16 protein-coding genes are annotated in these 16,381 nt (G+C 71.5%); 9 read left to right on the top strand and 7 right to left on the bottom strand.

Features of this window, described 5'->3' with window-relative positions; all coding sequences use genetic code 11:
* Positions 1–147: 147 nt before the first annotated feature.
* From OHA84_RS33525 to OHA84_RS33515, 3 genes are all read left to right on the top strand, one after another.
* Complete coding sequence (locus OHA84_RS33525) at positions 148–1,479, top strand: hemolysin family protein (RefSeq protein ID WP_266968160.1); 1,332 nt, start codon at positions 148–150, stop codon at positions 1,477–1,479.
* Complete coding sequence (locus OHA84_RS33520) at positions 1,476–2,504, top strand: hemolysin family protein (protein ID WP_266968162.1); 1,029 nt, start codon at positions 1,476–1,478, stop codon at positions 2,502–2,504. The genes OHA84_RS33525 and OHA84_RS33520 overlap by 4 nt, the downstream gene beginning before the upstream one ends.
* Positions 2,505–2,783: 279 nt before the next feature.
* On the top strand, positions 2,784–3,524 hold the full coding sequence (locus OHA84_RS33515) for an AAA family ATPase (protein ID WP_266968163.1): 741 nt from the start codon (positions 2,784–2,786) through the stop codon (positions 3,522–3,524).
* Positions 3,525–3,606: 82 nt separating this feature from the next.
* Here OHA84_RS33515 and OHA84_RS33510 read toward each other — a convergent pair whose 3' ends face one another.
* Positions 3,607–4,374, bottom strand: a complete 768-nt coding sequence (locus tag OHA84_RS33510) for an NPP1 family protein (RefSeq protein ID WP_266968165.1) — start codon at positions 4,372–4,374, stop codon at positions 3,607–3,609.
* 739 nt (positions 4,375–5,113) lie between these two features.
* On the opposite strand from OHA84_RS33510, the gene OHA84_RS33505 reads away from it, so the two are divergent.
* Positions 5,114–5,911 (top strand): CAP domain-containing protein, encoded by a 798-nt coding sequence (locus tag OHA84_RS33505; protein WP_266968167.1) that lies wholly within the window; start codon positions 5,114–5,116, stop codon positions 5,909–5,911.
* A 254-nt stretch (positions 5,912–6,165) separates the two neighbouring features.
* Positions 6,166–6,597 carry a pyridoxamine 5'-phosphate oxidase family protein gene (locus OHA84_RS33500; RefSeq protein WP_266968169.1) on the top strand — a complete coding sequence of 144 codons (432 nt, stop codon included), beginning with the start codon at positions 6,166–6,168 and terminating at the stop codon, positions 6,595–6,597.
* Between the two features lie 121 nt (positions 6,598–6,718).
* On the opposite strand, the gene OHA84_RS33495 is transcribed toward OHA84_RS33500, so the two are convergent.
* Positions 6,719–7,216, bottom strand: a complete 498-nt coding sequence (locus tag OHA84_RS33495; RefSeq protein WP_266968171.1) for a hypothetical protein — start codon at positions 7,214–7,216, stop codon at positions 6,719–6,721.
* Between the two features lie 356 nt (positions 7,217–7,572).
* Entirely contained in the window at positions 7,573–8,058 is a 486-nt protein-coding gene (locus OHA84_RS33490; protein ID WP_266968173.1) for a DoxX family membrane protein, read from the bottom strand.
* Positions 8,059–8,278: 220 nt separating this feature from the next.
* On the opposite strand from OHA84_RS33490, the gene OHA84_RS33485 reads away from it, so the two are divergent.
* Both OHA84_RS33485 and OHA84_RS33480 read left to right on the top strand, forming a co-directional pair.
* Positions 8,279–9,394, top strand: coding sequence for an Lrp/AsnC family transcriptional regulator (locus OHA84_RS33485; RefSeq protein WP_266968175.1), 1,116 nt, complete (start codon positions 8,279–8,281; stop codon positions 9,392–9,394).
* 189 nt (positions 9,395–9,583) lie between these two features.
* The gene (locus tag OHA84_RS33480; RefSeq protein ID WP_266968177.1) at positions 9,584–10,825 is read left to right on the top strand and encodes a serine hydrolase; all 1,242 of its coding nucleotides are present in this window, start codon (positions 9,584–9,586) and stop codon (positions 10,823–10,825) included.
* Between the two features lie 85 nt (positions 10,826–10,910).
* Here the strand turns inward: OHA84_RS33480 and OHA84_RS33475 are convergent, their stop codons facing one another.
* A complete protein-coding gene (locus OHA84_RS33475) occupies positions 10,911–11,402 on the bottom strand; it encodes a hypothetical protein (protein ID WP_266968179.1) in 492 nt (163 codons plus the stop codon).
* Positions 11,403–11,498: 96 nt separating this feature from the next.
* On the opposite strand from OHA84_RS33475, the gene OHA84_RS33470 reads away from it, so the two are divergent.
* Positions 11,499–12,215, top strand: coding sequence for a hypothetical protein (locus tag OHA84_RS33470; protein WP_266968180.1), 717 nt, complete (start codon positions 11,499–11,501; stop codon positions 12,213–12,215).
* Positions 12,216–12,254: 39 nt separating this feature from the next.
* On the opposite strand, the gene OHA84_RS33465 is transcribed toward OHA84_RS33470, so the two are convergent.
* The gene (locus OHA84_RS33465; RefSeq protein ID WP_266968182.1) at positions 12,255–13,148 is read right to left on the bottom strand and encodes a LysR family transcriptional regulator; all 894 of its coding nucleotides are present in this window, start codon (positions 13,146–13,148) and stop codon (positions 12,255–12,257) included.
* A gap of 77 nt (positions 13,149–13,225) precedes the next feature.
* Between OHA84_RS33465 and OHA84_RS33460 the strand changes: the two genes are divergently transcribed.
* Entirely contained in the window at positions 13,226–13,948 is a 723-nt protein-coding gene (locus tag OHA84_RS33460) for a hypothetical protein (protein ID WP_266968184.1), read from the top strand.
* A 126-nt stretch (positions 13,949–14,074) separates the two neighbouring features.
* Here the strand turns inward: OHA84_RS33460 and OHA84_RS33455 are convergent, their stop codons facing one another.
* Positions 14,075–14,875, bottom strand: coding sequence for a hypothetical protein (locus tag OHA84_RS33455; RefSeq protein ID WP_266968186.1), 801 nt, complete (start codon positions 14,873–14,875; stop codon positions 14,075–14,077).
* A 485-nt stretch (positions 14,876–15,360) separates the two neighbouring features.
* A complete protein-coding gene (locus OHA84_RS33450) occupies positions 15,361–16,359 on the bottom strand; it encodes a zinc-dependent alcohol dehydrogenase family protein (RefSeq protein WP_266968188.1) in 999 nt (332 codons plus the stop codon).
* Positions 16,360–16,381 lie beyond the last annotated feature (22 nt).

Raw genomic sequence — 16,381 nt, 5'->3', positions numbered from 1 at the left:
GAGCGGTCCCGCCGCATGAACCCGATGACGACCGCCTGAAGCCCGATGAAGAAGAAGGAGCAGCAGACCCGCGATGGGTGAACCTCCCAGTCCGAGCCGTGCCACGTCCTGCCCGCGGATTCTCAGCCCGGGAGCGGGGGTGGCACGGTGACCCAGGTCCTGCTGTTGCTCCTGGCTTTCGCGCTGACGCTGGCGTGCGCGGTGTTCGTCGCCGCCGAGTTCTCTTTGACCACCGTCGAGCGCAGTGAGCTCGACCGCGCCGCCGCGGCGGGCGAGCGCGGCGCCGAAAGCGCGTTGAAGGCCGCCAAGCGCCTCACCTTCCAGCTCTCCGGCGCCCAGCTGGGCATCACGGTGACCTCGCTGGTCATCGGCATGCTGGCCGAGCCGGCCGTGTCCGCGCTGCTGCGGGGACCGCTCGAAGCGGCCGGCCTGCCCGCCGGCGCCGTGTCGACCACCGCGACCCTGCTGGGCGTGGCCCTGTCGACGGTGGTGCTGATGGTGGTCGGCGAACTCGTACCGAAGAACTGGGCCATCGCCCGGCCGCTCGCCGTCGCGAAGGTCGTCGCCGGACCCCAGCGCGCCTTCACCGCGGCGTTCGCCCCGCTCATCCGGCACCTGAACAACGCCGCGAACCGGCTCGTGCGGCGCTTCGGCCTGGAGCCCGCCGAGGAGCTGGCCTCCGCCCGTACCCCGGAGGAACTGGTCGCACTGGTCCAGCACTCCGCCCGGGCGGGCGCCATCGAGGCCGACTCGGCCGAGCTGTTCGTCAAGACCCTGCACCTGGCCGAGTTGACCGCGGAGAACGTGATGACCCCGAGGGTGGACGTCCGGGCACTGGAAGCGCGCGCGACGGCCACCGACGCCGCGCACCTCACCCTGGCCACCGGCATCTCCCGGTTCCCCGTCTACCGCGACACGCTGGACGAGGTCATCGGCACGCTCCACATCCGTGACGTACTGGCGTTGGACGAGGACGAGCGGGGCAGGACCCAGGTCACCGACCTGATGACCTCCGCGTTGCTCGTGCCGCACTCCCTGCCGGTCGACACGCTCCTGGGACGGCTGCGCAAGGCCCGCACCATGGCCGTGATCATCGACGAGTACGGTGGCACCGCGGGCGTCGCGACGGTCGAGGACATCGTCGAGGAGGTCGTCGGGGAGGTTCGCGACGAGCACGACCCCGTCGAGGTCCCCGCCCTCATCGAGGGACCGGACGAGGACGGCCGACGCACCTGGGAGGTCGACGGCGGCATCCGTGTCGACGAGCTGGAGGAGATCGGCTTCGACGTCCCGGAGGGCCCCTACGAGACGGTCGCCGGCCTCATCGCCTCCGTCTTGGAGCGCATCCCCGTCGAGGGGGACAACGTGAGGTTGGACGGCTGGGAGCTGTCCGTCCTCGACATAGACCACCACCGGGCGGACCGGGTCTCGATCGTCGCGCCCGCCGAATCCGTCGTCGACCGGGAGCAGAGCCGATGACCGCGATCCAGCTGTTGATCGGCGCGTTCACCCTCGTCACCAACGCCTTCTTCGTCGGGGCCGAGTTCGCCCTGATCTCGGTGCGCCGCAGTCAGATCGAACCGGCGGCGCTCAAGGGCGACCGGCGGGCGAAGAGCACCCTGTGGGCACTCGAACACCTCTCGGCGATGATGGCCACCGCCCAACTCGGCATCACGGTCTCGTCGCTGGTCCTCGGCGCGGTCGCCGAGCCCGCCATCGCGCACCTGCTGGAGCCCCCCTTCGAGGCGATCGGCATCCCCGAGGGGCTGATCCATCCGATCGCGTTCGTCATCGCGCTGACCGTGGCGACCTACCTGCACATGCTGATCGGCGAGATGGTCCCCAAGAACATCGCGCTCGCCGCGCCCGCCCCGACGGCGCTGCTGCTCGGTCCGCCGCTCGTCGCCCTCACCCGGGCGCTCCGTCCGTTCGTCTTCGGCATCAACGCCTTCGCCAACACGCTGCTGCGGCTGCTCAACGTCGAGCCGAAGGACGAGATCGCCTCCGTGTTCAACGACGACGAGCTCGCCCGACTGATCAAGGACTCCAGCGCCGCCGGCCTGATCGACCCCGAGGACGGCGAACGCCTCCGCGACGCCCTCGGACTCGGAAAGCGGGCCGTCGGCGAGGTGATGGTCCCGCTCGGCGACACGGTCACCGTGGGGCACGAGATCACCCCCCGCGGGCTGGAGCGCATCGCGGCCGAGTACGGCTACTCCCGCCTGCCCGTCACCGGCCCGGGCGGGGCGATCCTCGGATACCTCCACATCAAGGACGCCCTCGCGGCCCAAGACCGCGCGGCACCGTTCCCCCGCGGCGCGCTGCACCCGATCGTCAAGGTCTCCCTCGGCACCCCGATGGACGACACGATGACCGCCATGCGGGATGCCGGAACCCACCTGGCCGCCGTCACCGGTGACGAGGGCGAGGTCCTCGGCTTCGTCACCATGGAAGACCTCCTGGAGGAACTCGTCGGCGCGGCCACGCACGAAGGCGACGCCTGACACATGCCATCGGCCGGCGCCTCGTGGTCCCGGCCGGCCGCGGATCCCCCTCGGGCCGTTCCGTCATGACGGAACGGCCCGAGGGGCGTTCACGCTTGTCGATCCCCCCGACGGGTCCGATTCCGCACCGGGGTAGCGTCTGCCGGTGAATCCCCGTCCTGACGTTCTTCCACGACTCCGTCGAACGAAGGCGACCGTGCGACGTCGTGGGCAGTGTCCCTGTCCCCGGTCGGCCCGCGGGCCGACGGGGGCGATGTACGGAGCGAGGGGCGGGCCCACATGAGCGGCATGGAACAGGCGGATCCGGCGGCACTGCGGCCGCGCGGTCTTGTGGACCTGCGGGGCCGTGACGTGGGGGCGGACCGTCTGTCCTATCCCCCGGGTGCGGTGGTGGTCATATCGGGTCTGCCGGGCAGTGGCAAGAGCACCCTGTTGCGCAGCTGGTCCCCCGGCACGCTCACGGTCGATCCCCGTGACGTCCGCGAAGCCTGCCGGGCCAGGGTCCCGGTCGGCCTGCCCTACGTGGTGTACCGACCGTGGGCCCGGATCGAGTACGTGCGCAGACTGCACGAGGCCCTCGGCACGGGAAGGCCGCTGCTGGTCCACGACTGTGGCAGCCGGCCCTGGATCCGCCGCCGGCTGGCACGGTCGGCGGCGCGGCACGGTCGGGAACTCCATGTCGTGATGCTGGCGGTGTCCGCCGCGGACGCGCTCGCGGGCCAGGAGGCCCGCGGTCGGTGGGCGCCGGCGCGGGTCTTCGCGCGGCACCACCGACGGTTGGAGCGGCTGCTCCTGAGGCTGGAGGCGCCCCGGCGGCTGCCGCCGAGGCCGGGAGAGCCCGTCCCGGTCCCGCACGGGCTGGCCGAGGCGGCGTCGCTCGTGGTCCTCGACCGCGCGTTGCGCGGGCGCTTCACGTCCGTCGACTTCGACCGGGGCATCCCGGCCCACAGCCGCCCCGGCTCGCCGGTGGGCGGCCCCGCGGAGCCCGCGCGGCGCCCCGTGTCGACGCCCCGGCCGTGACGATCGGGGCGTGGTCGGAGCCGCTCGGGCCTTCCTCGTCGGACCGGTTCCGGGCCGCGCCGCCGGGCGCCTCGCGGGGTGTCTACTGGTACGGGTCGAAGGGGATGCCCGCCGGTTTGGCCTTCGCGAGGTGGGACGAGAAGGAGTCGTCCTTCAGGCCGAAGTGCGCACTGCCGAAGTCGGCCTGGCTGAGCTTGTCCCGCAGCGTCGCCGGATAGCCCGACCAGCCGACGAGCGCGGGGAACTGCCAGGTGCCGCGGTGGTTCTCCGGCGGCTCGTCGTTCGTGTTCGCGGCGCGGAAGCAGTGCGTTCCGACACCGTCCTTGTGGTAGACGACCTTGGCGTGGGTGCCGTCCCAGCGGATCTGGTCGCGTGTGTGGAGGTTGAAGTCGCCGTGGGCCGAGGTGGCGACGTACTTCGCCTGGTTGTCCTGGATCCACACGACGACGTGTTCCCAGTCGTGGCGGTGGCCGCCGAGCCCGATGCCGGGTATGGCCTGGTCCTTCTCGAAGTACAGGGCGTACACCACGGCGCACCACCCGTTGTTGCACTTGGCGCGGGAGTAGCTGTTGGTGTTGGCGAGGTCCGAGGCGTCGCGGCAGTTGCCGTTGAGGGCCCCGCTGGGTTTGAGGCCGCCGTTCAGGACTCCGGTCGGCCCGATGGCGGGTGTCGGGTAGCAGCCGTCCGTGTCGTAGTCGAAGGCCGGCTGGAAGGTCAGCTCGACTGCCTCGGCGTTGGTGGGGAGCGCCGGGGGCGGAGCCGCGAAGGCCGTCTGGGCGACGGCGACGACCAGCGCCAGGGCGGTGCCGACGACGACGGATGATCTCCGGATGTGATGACTGGTCCGCACAACAGGCCTCCGGCCGTTCGGTTCGGGGGTGACGTGTGGCTCCCGACCGTGTCGGTCGGCGCGCCGGGAGCATCATTGGCGAACCTCGACGGCACAGCAAGGGTCCCGGCAGCGGCTGTTCAGCGTCCGGTGCGGTACACAACGCGTTTGCGCACAGGGCTACTTGGTCCCTACCGGGGTTCCTTCATGGTCTGTCGCACGGCCGGCCGGCCGGACGTCGCCAGCCCTCGGCCCGCGGGACGCCCGTCGACACGGGAGCGGGACTCGCCCGAGGGTCGTGCACGCCGGCCCGGCGATCAGGCCGACGCGCGCGAGCGCGAACGCGGCGTGCGGCCGCCGAACGGCGCGTGGTTCCGCTCGAAACAGTGACATGAGTCACGGGGCATCGAGAGATCACGGAACCATTACGTCCACTACCGCCTCCCGGACATATAGAGATTTGTCCGTTGGGGCTCGACATTCCCCTCTCTGCCGAAATGGGCGTCTCGGGGAGTGAGACCGAAGGGGGCGATCAAGCCTGCCCGAGGGGTTCCTGAGGGGGCGTCACTCGTCTCACGGATCATGTCGGCCGGTCGGTCAGCACGACTCCCCGCCCATTTCAAGCCCGGTGAGCGGCGCCGGGGCGCGAGTCGACGCCGAGACTTGCCAGCCCCTTCCGGGGCTTCTAAGAATGGCGGCCCGCCCGGCGCTCCAGCAGCTCAGGCGCAGGACGCTTCGCAGAAACCAAGTGAGGTCACGCATGAAGCACCGTAAGAGGACGCACTACAAGAAAATATCGATCGCCGCCGTCACCCTGGGCATCGTGGGCATACCCACCGCCGCCATGGCGTGCCTGGACACCCAGGAGTCGGGTGCGGCGACCGCCACCGGCCGGCACGTGCGCCCCTCCCACAGTGTCCCCACCACCAGTGCCCCCACCCCCGACACGTCGCTCCAGAACCTGGCGGGCGACGCGAGCATCCCGATCGAGACGGTCGAACCGTCCACGGCGTCCACGCCGCCGGCCCCGGTCAGCCACCGTCCGCACAAGACGAAGCCGTCGACCGGCGCGACGAAGCCCCCCACGGCGACGAAGCCCGTGAGGCCGTCGGAGCCCGCTCCGGTCGCCCCGACGGCCCCCGTGGCCACGACACAGCCGACCAGCCCGACCGTGCCGTCCTCCGGTCCGGCCGCCGAGGTGGTGGCCCTCGTCAACCAGGAGCGCGCCAAGGCGGGGTGCTCGGCGCTCACCGTCAATGCGAAGCTGACGACCGCCGCGCTGAACCACAGCAAGGACATGGCCGCGCACTCCAACATGTCGCACACCGGCTCCGACGGCTCGGACCCGGGTGCGCGCATCACCCGCGCCGGCTACAGCTGGATGACCTACGGCGAGAACGTCGCCTACGGCTACAGCACGCCCGAGCAGGTCATGAACGGCTGGATGAACAGCCCCGGACACCGGGAGAACATCCTCAACTGCGCGTTCAAGGAGATCGGCGTCGGCTTGGCGGAGCCGAACTCCTACTGGACGCAGGACTTCGGCGCCGCGCGCTGATCTCGGCGGATCACGATCTCGCGGCCTTCGGCGGAGGCGACCTGACCCGGTCGCCTCCGCCGAAGGCCGTGACGCGCGGAGCAGGGCCACGACCGGGGCCCACACCGAGGTCTCGCCGTCGGAGCGGTCGCCGCGCGGCGACCGGTGCCGGGCGTCTCGGTGGCCCCCTGCGCCATGCGGGTGAGAAGCGGGGAATGCGGGCGAAGCGGGGCAGATTCCTCTCATGGAAGGTCTCCCCACCGAAGGAGTGTGCCGTGGCCCTGTCCCGTACCGAGCGTGAGCAGTTCCTCTCCGAGCCCCATGTCGCCGCCTTCGCGGTGAGCGCGGGCGCGGACGGTGAACGCGCACCGCTGACCGTCCCGATCTGGTACCAGTACGCTCCCGGCGGCGACCTCTGGATCATGACCGGCCGGGACTCCCGCAAGGCCGAACTGATCGGGTCCGCAGGCCGGTTCACGCTCATGGTGGACCGTCTGGAGCCGACGATCCGGTACGTGTCGGTCGAGGGTCCGGTCATCTCGACCGCGCCCGCCCGACGCGAACAGCTGGTGGAGATCGCCTCACGGTACCTGCCGGCGGAGAAGGTGGACGGCTACGTCGATTTCGCCTGGAAGGACCACGGCGCGCAGCTCGTGTTCCACATGCGTCCGCAGCGGTGGGTGAGCTCGGACCTCGGGCAGGTCTGACCGCGGCGGAAGAATTGCCCCGTCCGGACACGCGTCACGGCCGACCGCGCGGTGCGGCCGGCCGTGACGGCGGGCATCCACTCAGGTCCGGTGCGCTGACGGGCAGGACCGGGCCCAGTGGTTAAACGGGCGTGCCCGCGAGGGTCGTGAAGCCGGGGGCGCACGCCGCGGGGAGGGTCGCGGGCGTGAACGGCACAGTGCTGCTGGTGACGCAGCGGGCCTGGTGCAGCTTCCCGTTGCTGCCCAGCAGGGTGATGAAGAGGTGGCCGGGGCTCTCCTCGGTGACCGAGACGGCGGTGCCGCGGGTGCACTTGGGTGCGCCGTCGAGCAGACCGAGGTTGATCCAGACACCCGGGTTGCGGCTGTCGTTGAGGAACGCGTGGCCCTGACGGTCGGTCGCCGCGCGGAACACGGTCTCGAACAGAACACTCCCGCCGTAATCGACCACGGCCGAGCTGACGTCACGGTCCGTCTGACACTTGCGGCTGTCGGGCGAGGCCGGGGCGCCGCCCTTGGATTCCGGGCCGTCGGCGACCGCGGACGGCACTGCCAGCGCTCCCAGGAGCATGGCCCCCGATACTGCCGCGACACCGCGTGCAGCCCAAGCGAGCTTCCTCATGTGCTTCCTTCCGGTGGGTGCGAGCCTGACCTTCGACGACACGAAGGGCAGGCGTGAGTGGACAGGAGCGATCGACGCCCGATCCGCGCGCCGCCGCCTGCCGACCCGTGTCGGGAGGCCGAGGTCTCCACGCACGATGTGGGCCACAGCCCTGTCCGGGAGAGAACCTCGCACGCTCACCCCGTACACATCCGCACACCATTCCGAACCGTCACCCGCAAGGGTGTGGTGTAGCCCCGAATGGAAGGGAGCCGGCGGCGCCGGCCGGCCCCGACCGAGCCGAGCGGATCCCGGATCCCGCGAGCCACCGCCCGCCCCGTACGCCCTTCCGTACGCCCCTCCGTGCGCGGCTGCGGTCACCTCGTCGGCGAGTCGCGCGTGGGCGGTGCCGGCGTTCGGGCGACCGCCCGGCCGTGGCGGGTCAGCACGATGACCGTGGCCGCGAGGAAAACGGCCTGCAGGGCCGCCCGCGGGCCCAGCCGGTCCCACCAGGGCGCGTCGCCGCCGGCGGCGTGCACGTTGGCGGGGAACATCGCGATCAGCAGCGCGCTCAGCACGGCGGCCGACGCGCGGGTCGCCCGCGACCACAGCAGCCCCAGCGCGCAGGCGAGTTCGACGACGCCGGTCACGGTGACGAGCAGTTCCGGCGCGGGCAGGGCCGGCGGCACCATGGCGACGATCTCCTCGCGCATCCCGACGAAATGCGCGCTCGCGGTGAGCGTGAACATGGCGGCCAGACCGCCCCGCAGGGCCACGACCGGCGGCCGCGACCGTACGACCCCGAGCGCACCGGCGAGCAGGAGCAGGCCGGTGACGGCGACGAGTGTGACGAGCGGTTCCATGTCCGGAACTCCCCTCCGTGAGGCAACCCGAGTCGGTGGATCCGTGGGAGACGGGGTTGGCGGTCAGGCGGAACCGTCGGTCAGGGCCGCGGCCGATCCGCGGACGGTGTCCGGGTCGATCCGCTGGATCTGCACGACCCCGTCAGCGTCCCGCCCGCGGCTCCCGGGGGCGCTGTACAGTCGCCGCCAACGGTGGGATCAGACGCGCGGAGGGCCTTTCATGACGCGATCCGTCACGCTGGACGAGCTGGACCGGCGTCTGATCCACGCCCTTCAGATCGACGGACGGGCCTCGTTCAGCAGGATCGCCTCGGTGCTGGGGGCGCCCGAGCGGACCGTGGCGCGCCGCTACCACCGGCTGCGGTCGGAGCTGGTGGTTCGGGTGGTCGGGCTCGTGGACAGTCGGCGGATCGGGATGCTCGACTGGTTCGTCCGCATCGACTGCACGCCCGATGCCGCCGACGCGCTGGCCACCGCCCTCGCCCAGCGCGACGACACCTCGTGGATCGCCCCGCTCGCCGGCGGGACGCGCCTGACCTGCATGGCGCGTACACCCGCGGCGGGCGCCGAGGGTGGGCGTCCCCTCTTCGACCACCTGCTGCGGACCCCCGGAGTCCGGGACGTGGAGGCGGGCTGCGTACTGCGACCGGTGGCGGGGGTCGGCGGCTGGGCGGGCCGTACGAGCGCCCTGGACGCGTCCGAGCGGGCGGCCCTGCTCGGCGCCCCGGGGGAGCCGGTCGACGGCCCGGACGCCCTCGCGCCCCCGAAGGCCGCGAAGGGCCCGGTGGCCGCGGAGAACCCGGAGGACGTGCGGGTCGCCGCCGGGGAGTCGGAGTCCGGCTGGGGCGCGGCGGACGCACGGCTGGCGGGGGAACTGGGCCGGGACGGTCGGGCCGACGTGGCACGGCTGGCCGACGTCACCGGTTGGTCGGCTTCGACGGTGCGTCGCCGCGTCGCCGGGCTCCGGGCTGCCGGGGTGCTCCACTTCGAGGTGGACGTGGATCCGTCCCGCTTCGGTTTCCCGGTGGAGGCGCTGTTGTGGTTGGAGGTGGCGCCCGCCGCGCTGGGCGAGGTGACCCGGGCGCTGTCACGGCACGACGCGGTCGCCTTCGCGGCCGTCACGACGGGCCGGGCCTCGGTCTTCGCCATGCTCCAGTGCCGCGACCCCGGCGGGTTGTACGACTACCTGACCGTCGAGTTGGCGGCGCTGCCCGGCATCGGCCGCATGGAGACGGCCCTCGTCCAGCGCCGTGCCAAACGGGCCGGCCCGCTGCTTCTGCCGGCGACGGGGCGGCGACCGGAACGACGTGACCCGGCCCCGGGCCGGAGGCCGTGACCAAGGGTCGTTGATCCGAAGCCCTGCGGGGCCTGGCGGTGCACGAGCGCCGCGGACGTGCGGGGCGCGGCCGGTCCGGTGGTCGCTTCGACATCGCGTGGCAGGTCGGGCGCTCCTACCATGGTGGGAGACACCGTCGGGGGCTCGGGAAACGCTTGTCCGATCGACCCGGACCAGAGGTGAACGACCATGGGCAGGTATCGCCCGTCGCATGCTCGACGGTCCAGCCGGGCCGCCGTACCCGCCGTGGCGGCCGTCCTGCTCGCCGCCCTCTGCGCGGGCACCACCCCCGACCGGGCCGTCGCCTCCGCGCAGCGGGACCTCGATCCCACCACCGTACGGAAACTGGACGCGGCGATCACGAGGATCATGGACGAGGCCGATGTACCGGGTCTCAACGTCGGTCTGTGGATCCCCCGGCGCGGCACGTACGAGAAGTCCTTCGGCGTCGCGGACACACGGACGGGGACTCCCATGAAGTCCGACCTCTTCACGAGGATCGGGAGCATCACGAAGACGTTCACCATCACGGGCGTCCTCCAACTCGTCGACGCGGGCAAGGTCGCGCTCGACGACCCGATATCCCGGTACGTCACCGGTGTCCCCGGCGGCGACGAGATCACCCTGCGCCAACTGGCGGGGATGAGCAGCGGCCTCTTCAACTACACGGAGGACAAAGCATGGTTGGCGCAAGTGCGCGCCGACCCGCATCGGGCCTACACGCCGCGCGGGCTCCTGGACATCGCCTTCAGTCACCCGCCGAACTTCGCGCCCGGCACCAAGTGGCAGTACAGCAACACGAACACCGTGCTGCTCGGCATGCTGATCGAGAAGGTCAGTGGGCAGAGCCTCGGCGACTACCTCGAGGAACACGTCTTCACGCCGCTGAAGTTGAACGACACCTCGCTGCCCGACGACAGCGCCATCCCCGACCCGCACGCCCACGGGTACACGGACTTCACACCGAACGACAGCGTCGCCGACGCCACCGACTGGAATCCCTCGTGGGCCTGGGCCGCCGGTGGGGCCGTCTCCGACCTCGACGACCTCCATGCCTGGGCTCCGGCGTTGGCGGACGGCACACTCCTCACCAAGGAAACGCAGGCCGAGCGGCTGGAGACCCGATCGGTCGGAGTTCCCGGTGCCTCGTACGGTCTCGGCATCCTCGATTTCAACGGCTGGCTCGGCCACAACGGGGAGTTGCCCGGCTACGAATCCATCGCCGCGCAGCTCCCCGCCGAGGACGCGACCCTCGTGGTACTGGTCAACACCGACATCGACTACAAGGGCATGAACCTGTCCTCGATGATCGGGAACGCGGTCACCTCCATCGTGACGCCCGACCACGTCTGGCCCCTCCCGCCGGCGCAACCGTCGGTGACTCCGAGCGGCCCGACCAACCCGAGTACGCCGGGCAGCGGGGGCGGATGACCCGCCACGGCCCCGCCACGGCAGGTCTGGTCCGGCCCCGCGCCGGGGCACTTCGGCCGGAGCGGGCCTGGGGCGGGCCGCACCGTCAGGCCGTGTGTCTGTGCAGGTCGTGGAGGTGGTGCCGATCGCGGTGCGGCACCCGGTCGTCCCGACCGGGCAGGCTGAAGACGGCGCACACATCGGCGGGCCGGGTGCGGATGCTCGACTGCTCGTCGAAGGTGAGGACGGGGTCGATCTCGTGGTGGCAGCCCACGCCGTCGAGGGCTGTGGTGAGGTCCTCACGGAGCACCGTCGCCTCGTACTCCCCGGCATCGGGCAGGACGAGCGGTGGGAGGTTCACGGCGGATCCGGGCCGGAGCGTGATCCACACGCCGCTGACGGCCCGGCGGGTGACGACCAGTCGGAGGCCGCCCCACGCGTACGGGTAGCCGTCGACGTCGGGGCCCTTCATCAGGATGGCGGGATGGGGGCGCCCAGGTCCGAGGAGCGTTTCGGCCTCGGCCAGGGGCATGCCGCAGTGGAGCGGGCCGAGCCGGCCGGTACGGGCGAAGTCGACGAGTACGTCCATCAAGGTCACGACGGTGACTGTGACACCGCCCCGGACCGGGCGCACCCCGATTTCGGTGCCGTGTGACCATGGCACCTCGCCACATCAGCACCTCATGGGGGGACCATGCGCACCCGTACCACCGCCGTATCGACCGGCCTCGCCGCCGCGCTCGCGGCGCTGCTCGTCCTGGCCGGTTGCACCTCGCCCGGCGGGAGCCCGCGCGCGAGCGGCGCCGCCACTCCCCCTCCGGCGGCGTCCACCGCGCCCGGCGGCGCCGGAGGGTACGAGGGTCCCCGGCCGCAGGACCAGAACCTGCTGGCCTGGACCGGGGACCCCAACGACGCGGGGCACGTGACGTCTCAGTCCGTCGCGGGCGTGGCCGGACGGGTCACCCTGGTGCGGATCGTGCTGCGCGAGCGGACGCCGTGGTCCAACATCTGGTTGGGGTTGGCCGGCATCGACCCCAACGCCCGGCTCTCCGACTGCTACCTCGGTGTCTACGACGCCCGCGGCACCCTGCGCGCGTCCACCGCCGACATCTCGCCGCAGCTCATGACCGACGCGATAGCCAAACCGCTGCCCCTGTCCAAGTCCTTCACCGCCGAGCCCGGCACCTATTTCGTGGCCCTGCTCCTCAACGGGAACTGGGCCACCAACGCCCTCACCCTCAAGTCGACGGGGGCCGGGATCTCGGTGAACGCGGGGCTGACCCCGCCGAATCTCCGCTACAGCACCGTGCTGACCGGACAGACCTCGCTCCCGGCCACCTTGAACCTCGCCGAACAGTCCACCAGCACGATCAACACCGGCTGGGCCAGCCAGTGGTACGCCGTCTCCTGAGGTGGCGTACCTCGTGACGGGGCGTCCGGCGCGTTCAGGTCACGTGATCGGCGGCGTGCCGAGGATGAGGTCGATCAACTGCCGGGCGGGAGAGGTGGGGTTGGCGGGGTGTACGAGTTCGGTGCGGTGGATCAGGCGTGGTGCGCTGATCGGGACCGCCGCGACGGCCGGGAGCGCGGTGGCCGATGACAGGGGCAGTGCCGCGAGTCCGTGACCGGCCGCTGCGAGCGCGGCGAGGCCGAACAGGTCGGTTCCGCGGTGGCGGATCCGCGAAGGGAATCCGTCGGTACGGCATACGCCGCGCAGCCGTTCGAGAGGGACGGCGCTGTCGGGGGCGTCGATCCACTGGGCCTGGGTGAGGTCGGGCAGCCGCAGCGATCGACGCTCCGCCAGCGGGTGGTCGAGGGGAAGGATCACCGCCAGGGGCTCCTCGGCCGCGGCCAGGGTGGTGGTGGGGCCGAGGTCCGGCAGCGGCAGGGGGTCGCTGGGGGCGGTGATGCCGTCGACCAGGCCCAGGTCGGCCCGTGCGGTGAGTACGTCCTCGACGACCGCTTCCCGGCTCAGGACGCGCACCTCCACGTCCACGCGGGTGCCGGCGCGCAGTCGGGCGAGGGCCCGAGCGACCGCCGTACCGAGGGCCGCGGGCGAGCACGCGAGGGCGAGTCGGGTGGTGGGGGCCTGGTTCAGGCGGGCGATGTCGGCACGGGCGGCGTCGAGGCGCAGGAGCAGGGCGGGGACGTGTTCCATCAGCCGGGCACCGGCAGGTGTGGGCGCCACGGGCCGGCGTTCGACCAGTCTGGTGCCCAAGTCCGTTTCGAGTGCGGCGATGTGTTGGGAGACCGCGGACTGGGTGTAGCCGAGGGCCGTGGCCGCGGTGGAGAAGGAGCGGTGGTCGAGGACCGCGACGAAGGTGCGAAGCAGATGCGGATCCATGCGCATCAGTATCACTGATGCGCGGACAGCACATCATCGTTGGACCTGATGATGGGTTGTTCAGCAGGATGGCTGTCATGAACCCCACCGCACGCATCGCCCTCGTGGGCGACCGTTCCGACTCCGTCCACTCCCACGTGCGCGTCCCCGGCTTGATCGAGGCGCTGCGCCTGCGGGACGGGCTGGACCTGGACGCCTACTGGATCCCCACCGAGGAGGCCGGGCTGGGGGTTGACGGCTTCGACGCGGTCTGGGTGCTGCCCGGCAGCCCGTACCGCAGTGAGAGCGGTGTCCTGAGGGCGATCCGTTCGGCACGTGAGAACGGCGTTCCCTTCCTGGGCACCTGCGGCGGTTTCCAGCACGCCCTTGTGGAGTTCGCACGGAACGCCTGCGGTCTGGAGCGTGCCCGACACGCCGAGAACGATCCGATGGCCGCCCCCGAGGAGGCCGTGGTCGTCCCCCTGTCCTGTTCACTCGTGGGTCACGAGGGGACCGTTCGGGTGGCGCCGGACTCGCGCGCGGCCCATCTGCTGGGATCCGCCCGGACCCGAGCGCGCTACCACTGCGCCTACGGACCCAATCCGTACCACCTCGAACTCCTGCGGGCACACGGGCTGACGTTTCCCGGCACCGACGAATCCGGCGAGGTCCGCATCGTCGAACTGTCCACGCACCCCTTCTTCCTGGCCACGCTCTTCCAGCCCGAACTCGACGGGGACGTCACCCGCGCCCACCCGCTGATCAGCGGATTCGCCGCGGCCGCCGTCGAACACGCACGGACCCGCACCCGCGGCCTCTGACGACACGTCCGATCGCACGGGTCGACGTCGCACGTCCCGCGCGCCCCCGTGCGCGAGGGGCTGTTCTCCCGGCCAGGCTCCGCCGTACCGGTGGAAACAGCCCCGACGCACCACGCGTGGTTCGGATCAGACGCCGGCCGCGGCCACTGCCTTGTCGGCGGTCGCCGCCGGGGCCACGGCGGCCACGGCGTCGGTCCGGGTGGCCGTGTAGTAGACCGTGGAGCCCTGCTTGGCGCGCTCGACCAGACTACGGGCGACCAGACGCTCGGTGCTCGTACGCACCAGGTTGTCGTTGAGGCTGCGATCCGGGTGGGCGACCGCCAGGGCCTGGGAGATCTCGGCGGCCGTCTTCGGCTCCGTCTGACCGGTCAGGTGCTGGTGGATCAGTTCCGTCAGGGGGACCTGGTTCTTGTCCGCCGCGGCCGCCTTCTTGGCCACGGGCTTCTTCGCGACCGGCTGCTTCGCGGCGACCGGCTTGGCGGCGGACTGCTTCGACTCGGCCACCGCGGCGGTTGCCTTCGCCTCCGTCGACTTCGGCGCCGTGGCCTTGGCCGTCGTGGACTTGGTCGCCGTGGACTTGGCCGTCGTGGACTTCGGCGCGGACGACGTCTTCGTCGCCGTCGACTTCTTCACCGAGCCGGTGGTCGCGGTCTTCGCTCCCGTCTGCTTCCTCGTGGGCGTGGTGGCCTTCACGGCCGTCGCGGGCTTCTTGCCGGTGCGCGGCCCGGGCACCGCGAGTGCGTTGTCGCCGAGGGCGGCACGCATTCCGACAAGGAGTTCGTGGTCCTGCTCCAAGCCGGCCAGACGTTCCTGCAGGGAGGTGATCTCCCCGCGAATGCGGTCCTGTTCGGCGGTGTTCAGATCAAGGTCGGCGGTGACCTTGTCCGCGTACTGGGACTTGAGAGTGGGAATCTCCTGCGTGGGCATGAGGGCTCCTCGATCGATGTGTGTGGTGCGGACTCTACCCACGCTGCCTGTGAAGTGTGTTGGTGTGGGCGATTCCGATGACCCGAGACCGGTTGACTGCTACCGGTTCTCGAACGTCCTACGCCGATACCCCGTTCGACGGGGGAGACACCTCGCGGCTCCGCGCCACTCATCGTCGCGCCGTCGTGGAGAGCGCCGTCGTGCGCCGCCGGCACCGCCGAGTCGGCCGGTTCGCCGCCGTGTTGGCCGCGCTCACCACTGCGGTACGGTCGCCCGCGAAACCGACGGCGCGAGCGTGGGCCGCGGCGAACGAACCACGCTCGCGGCCGTGTACGTCGTGGGCGCAGTTCACCCGTGAGAGGTGATCGCCGGGCCCCGATACCCACCTGCCGACCCCCACACCCCCGCTTCCCGAACGGCGGCGGCCCCGCCGCATGCCGACGGGGCCGTGGGTCAGTGGGTCAGTGGGTCAGTGGGTCAGTGGGTCAGTGGGAAACGGTGACCACGATCTTGCCGATCTGGGCGTTCGACTCCAGGTACCGGTGGGCCTCGACGATCTCGTCCAGTTCGAACGTCCGGTCCACCACGGGCCGGAAGGCGCCCGACCGCAGGCCGGAGACCACGAAGGCCTCCGCCCGTCGCAGTCGCTCGGGCCGGGCGGTCGTCTCGAGCATGGTGTACGTCCGCATGTTGAGCGCGGGCATGCCCAGGTCGAGTCCCGGGTAGGGCGTCGGCAGGCCACTCAGGGCGCCGTACACCAGGAGCATGCCGTCGGCGGCGACCACCTTCCCCAGTTCCAGGACGCCGGGACCGGCCACGGCGTCGAAGACGTACTCGGCTCCCCGGCCGCCGGTGGCCGCGAGCACCCGCTCGACCACGTCCTCCTCATCGGTGACGATCACCTCCGCCGCGCCCTGTTCCAGCAGGGCTTCGCGCTTCGCGGCGGTGCGGGTGAGGGCGATCGAGGTGGCACCGATGCGTTCGGCGACCTGAAGGGCGGCGAGGCCCACACTGCTGGACGCCGCGTTCAGGACGACCGTGTCACCGGGCCGCATCCCACCGACCTCCACGAGCGCGCCGTAGGCCGTCACGTAGGGCATCCACACCGCGGCGCCCTCGATGGCTCCGAGGCTCTCGGGGCGGCGCAACACCGCGGAGGCGGGCACGATCGCCCGTTCCGCGTACACCCCGTGGTCGTTCTGCGAGAAGCCGGGAACGGTGCTCACCGGCTGTCCGGGCCGTAATCCGGTGACACCCTCGCCGACCGCCTCGACGACTCCGGCGGCCTCGGAACCCAGGCGCGCGGGGAAGCGCTTCACCGGTTCGATGTACAGGCCGGCTCGGAACAGCGCCTCCGCCCGGTTCAGGCCGATGGCGTCCACGCGGATCCGCACCTCACCGGGTCCCGGTTCGCCGACCTCCGTGTTCTCCAACCTCAACACCTCGGGCCCGCCGAGTTCGTGGAACAGCACCGTCCTGGTCATCGGGTCGTCCTTTCACCTGGGG

The organism is Streptomyces sp. NBC_00513 (genome assembly GCF_041431415.1).
GTDB lineage: Bacteria > Actinomycetota > Actinomycetes > Streptomycetales > Streptomycetaceae > Streptomyces.
Note: the sequence above shows the minus strand (reverse complement) of the source record. Positions and strands in the feature narration are given on the sequence as shown.

Coding starts and splice junctions, on each gene's coding strand:
- OHA84_RS33520 (WP_266968162.1), top strand. CDS start 1,476: ATGACCGCGATCCAGCTGTTGATCGGCGCGTTCACCCTCGTCACCAAC.
- OHA84_RS33515 (WP_266968163.1), top strand. CDS start 2,784: ATGAGCGGCATGGAACAGGCGGATCCGGCGGCACTGCGGCCGCGCGGT.
- OHA84_RS33505 (WP_266968167.1), top strand. CDS start 5,114: ATGAAGCACCGTAAGAGGACGCACTACAAGAAAATATCGATCGCCGCC.
- OHA84_RS33495 (WP_266968171.1), bottom strand. CDS start 7,216: ATGAGGAAGCTCGCTTGGGCTGCACGCGGTGTCGCGGCAGTATCGGGG.
- OHA84_RS33490 (WP_266968173.1), bottom strand. CDS start 8,058: ATGGAACCGCTCGTCACACTCGTCGCCGTCACCGGCCTGCTCCTGCTC.
- OHA84_RS33485 (WP_266968175.1), top strand. CDS start 8,279: ATGACGCGATCCGTCACGCTGGACGAGCTGGACCGGCGTCTGATCCAC.
- OHA84_RS33480 (WP_266968177.1), top strand. CDS start 9,584: ATGGGCAGGTATCGCCCGTCGCATGCTCGACGGTCCAGCCGGGCCGCC.
- OHA84_RS33470 (WP_266968180.1), top strand. CDS start 11,499: ATGCGCACCCGTACCACCGCCGTATCGACCGGCCTCGCCGCCGCGCTC.
- OHA84_RS33465 (WP_266968182.1), bottom strand. CDS start 13,148: ATGGATCCGCATCTGCTTCGCACCTTCGTCGCGGTCCTCGACCACCGC.
- OHA84_RS33460 (WP_266968184.1), top strand. CDS start 13,226: ATGAACCCCACCGCACGCATCGCCCTCGTGGGCGACCGTTCCGACTCC.
- OHA84_RS33455 (WP_266968186.1), bottom strand. CDS start 14,875: ATGCCCACGCAGGAGATTCCCACTCTCAAGTCCCAGTACGCGGACAAG.
- OHA84_RS33450 (WP_266968188.1), bottom strand. CDS start 16,359: ATGACCAGGACGGTGCTGTTCCACGAACTCGGCGGGCCCGAGGTGTTG.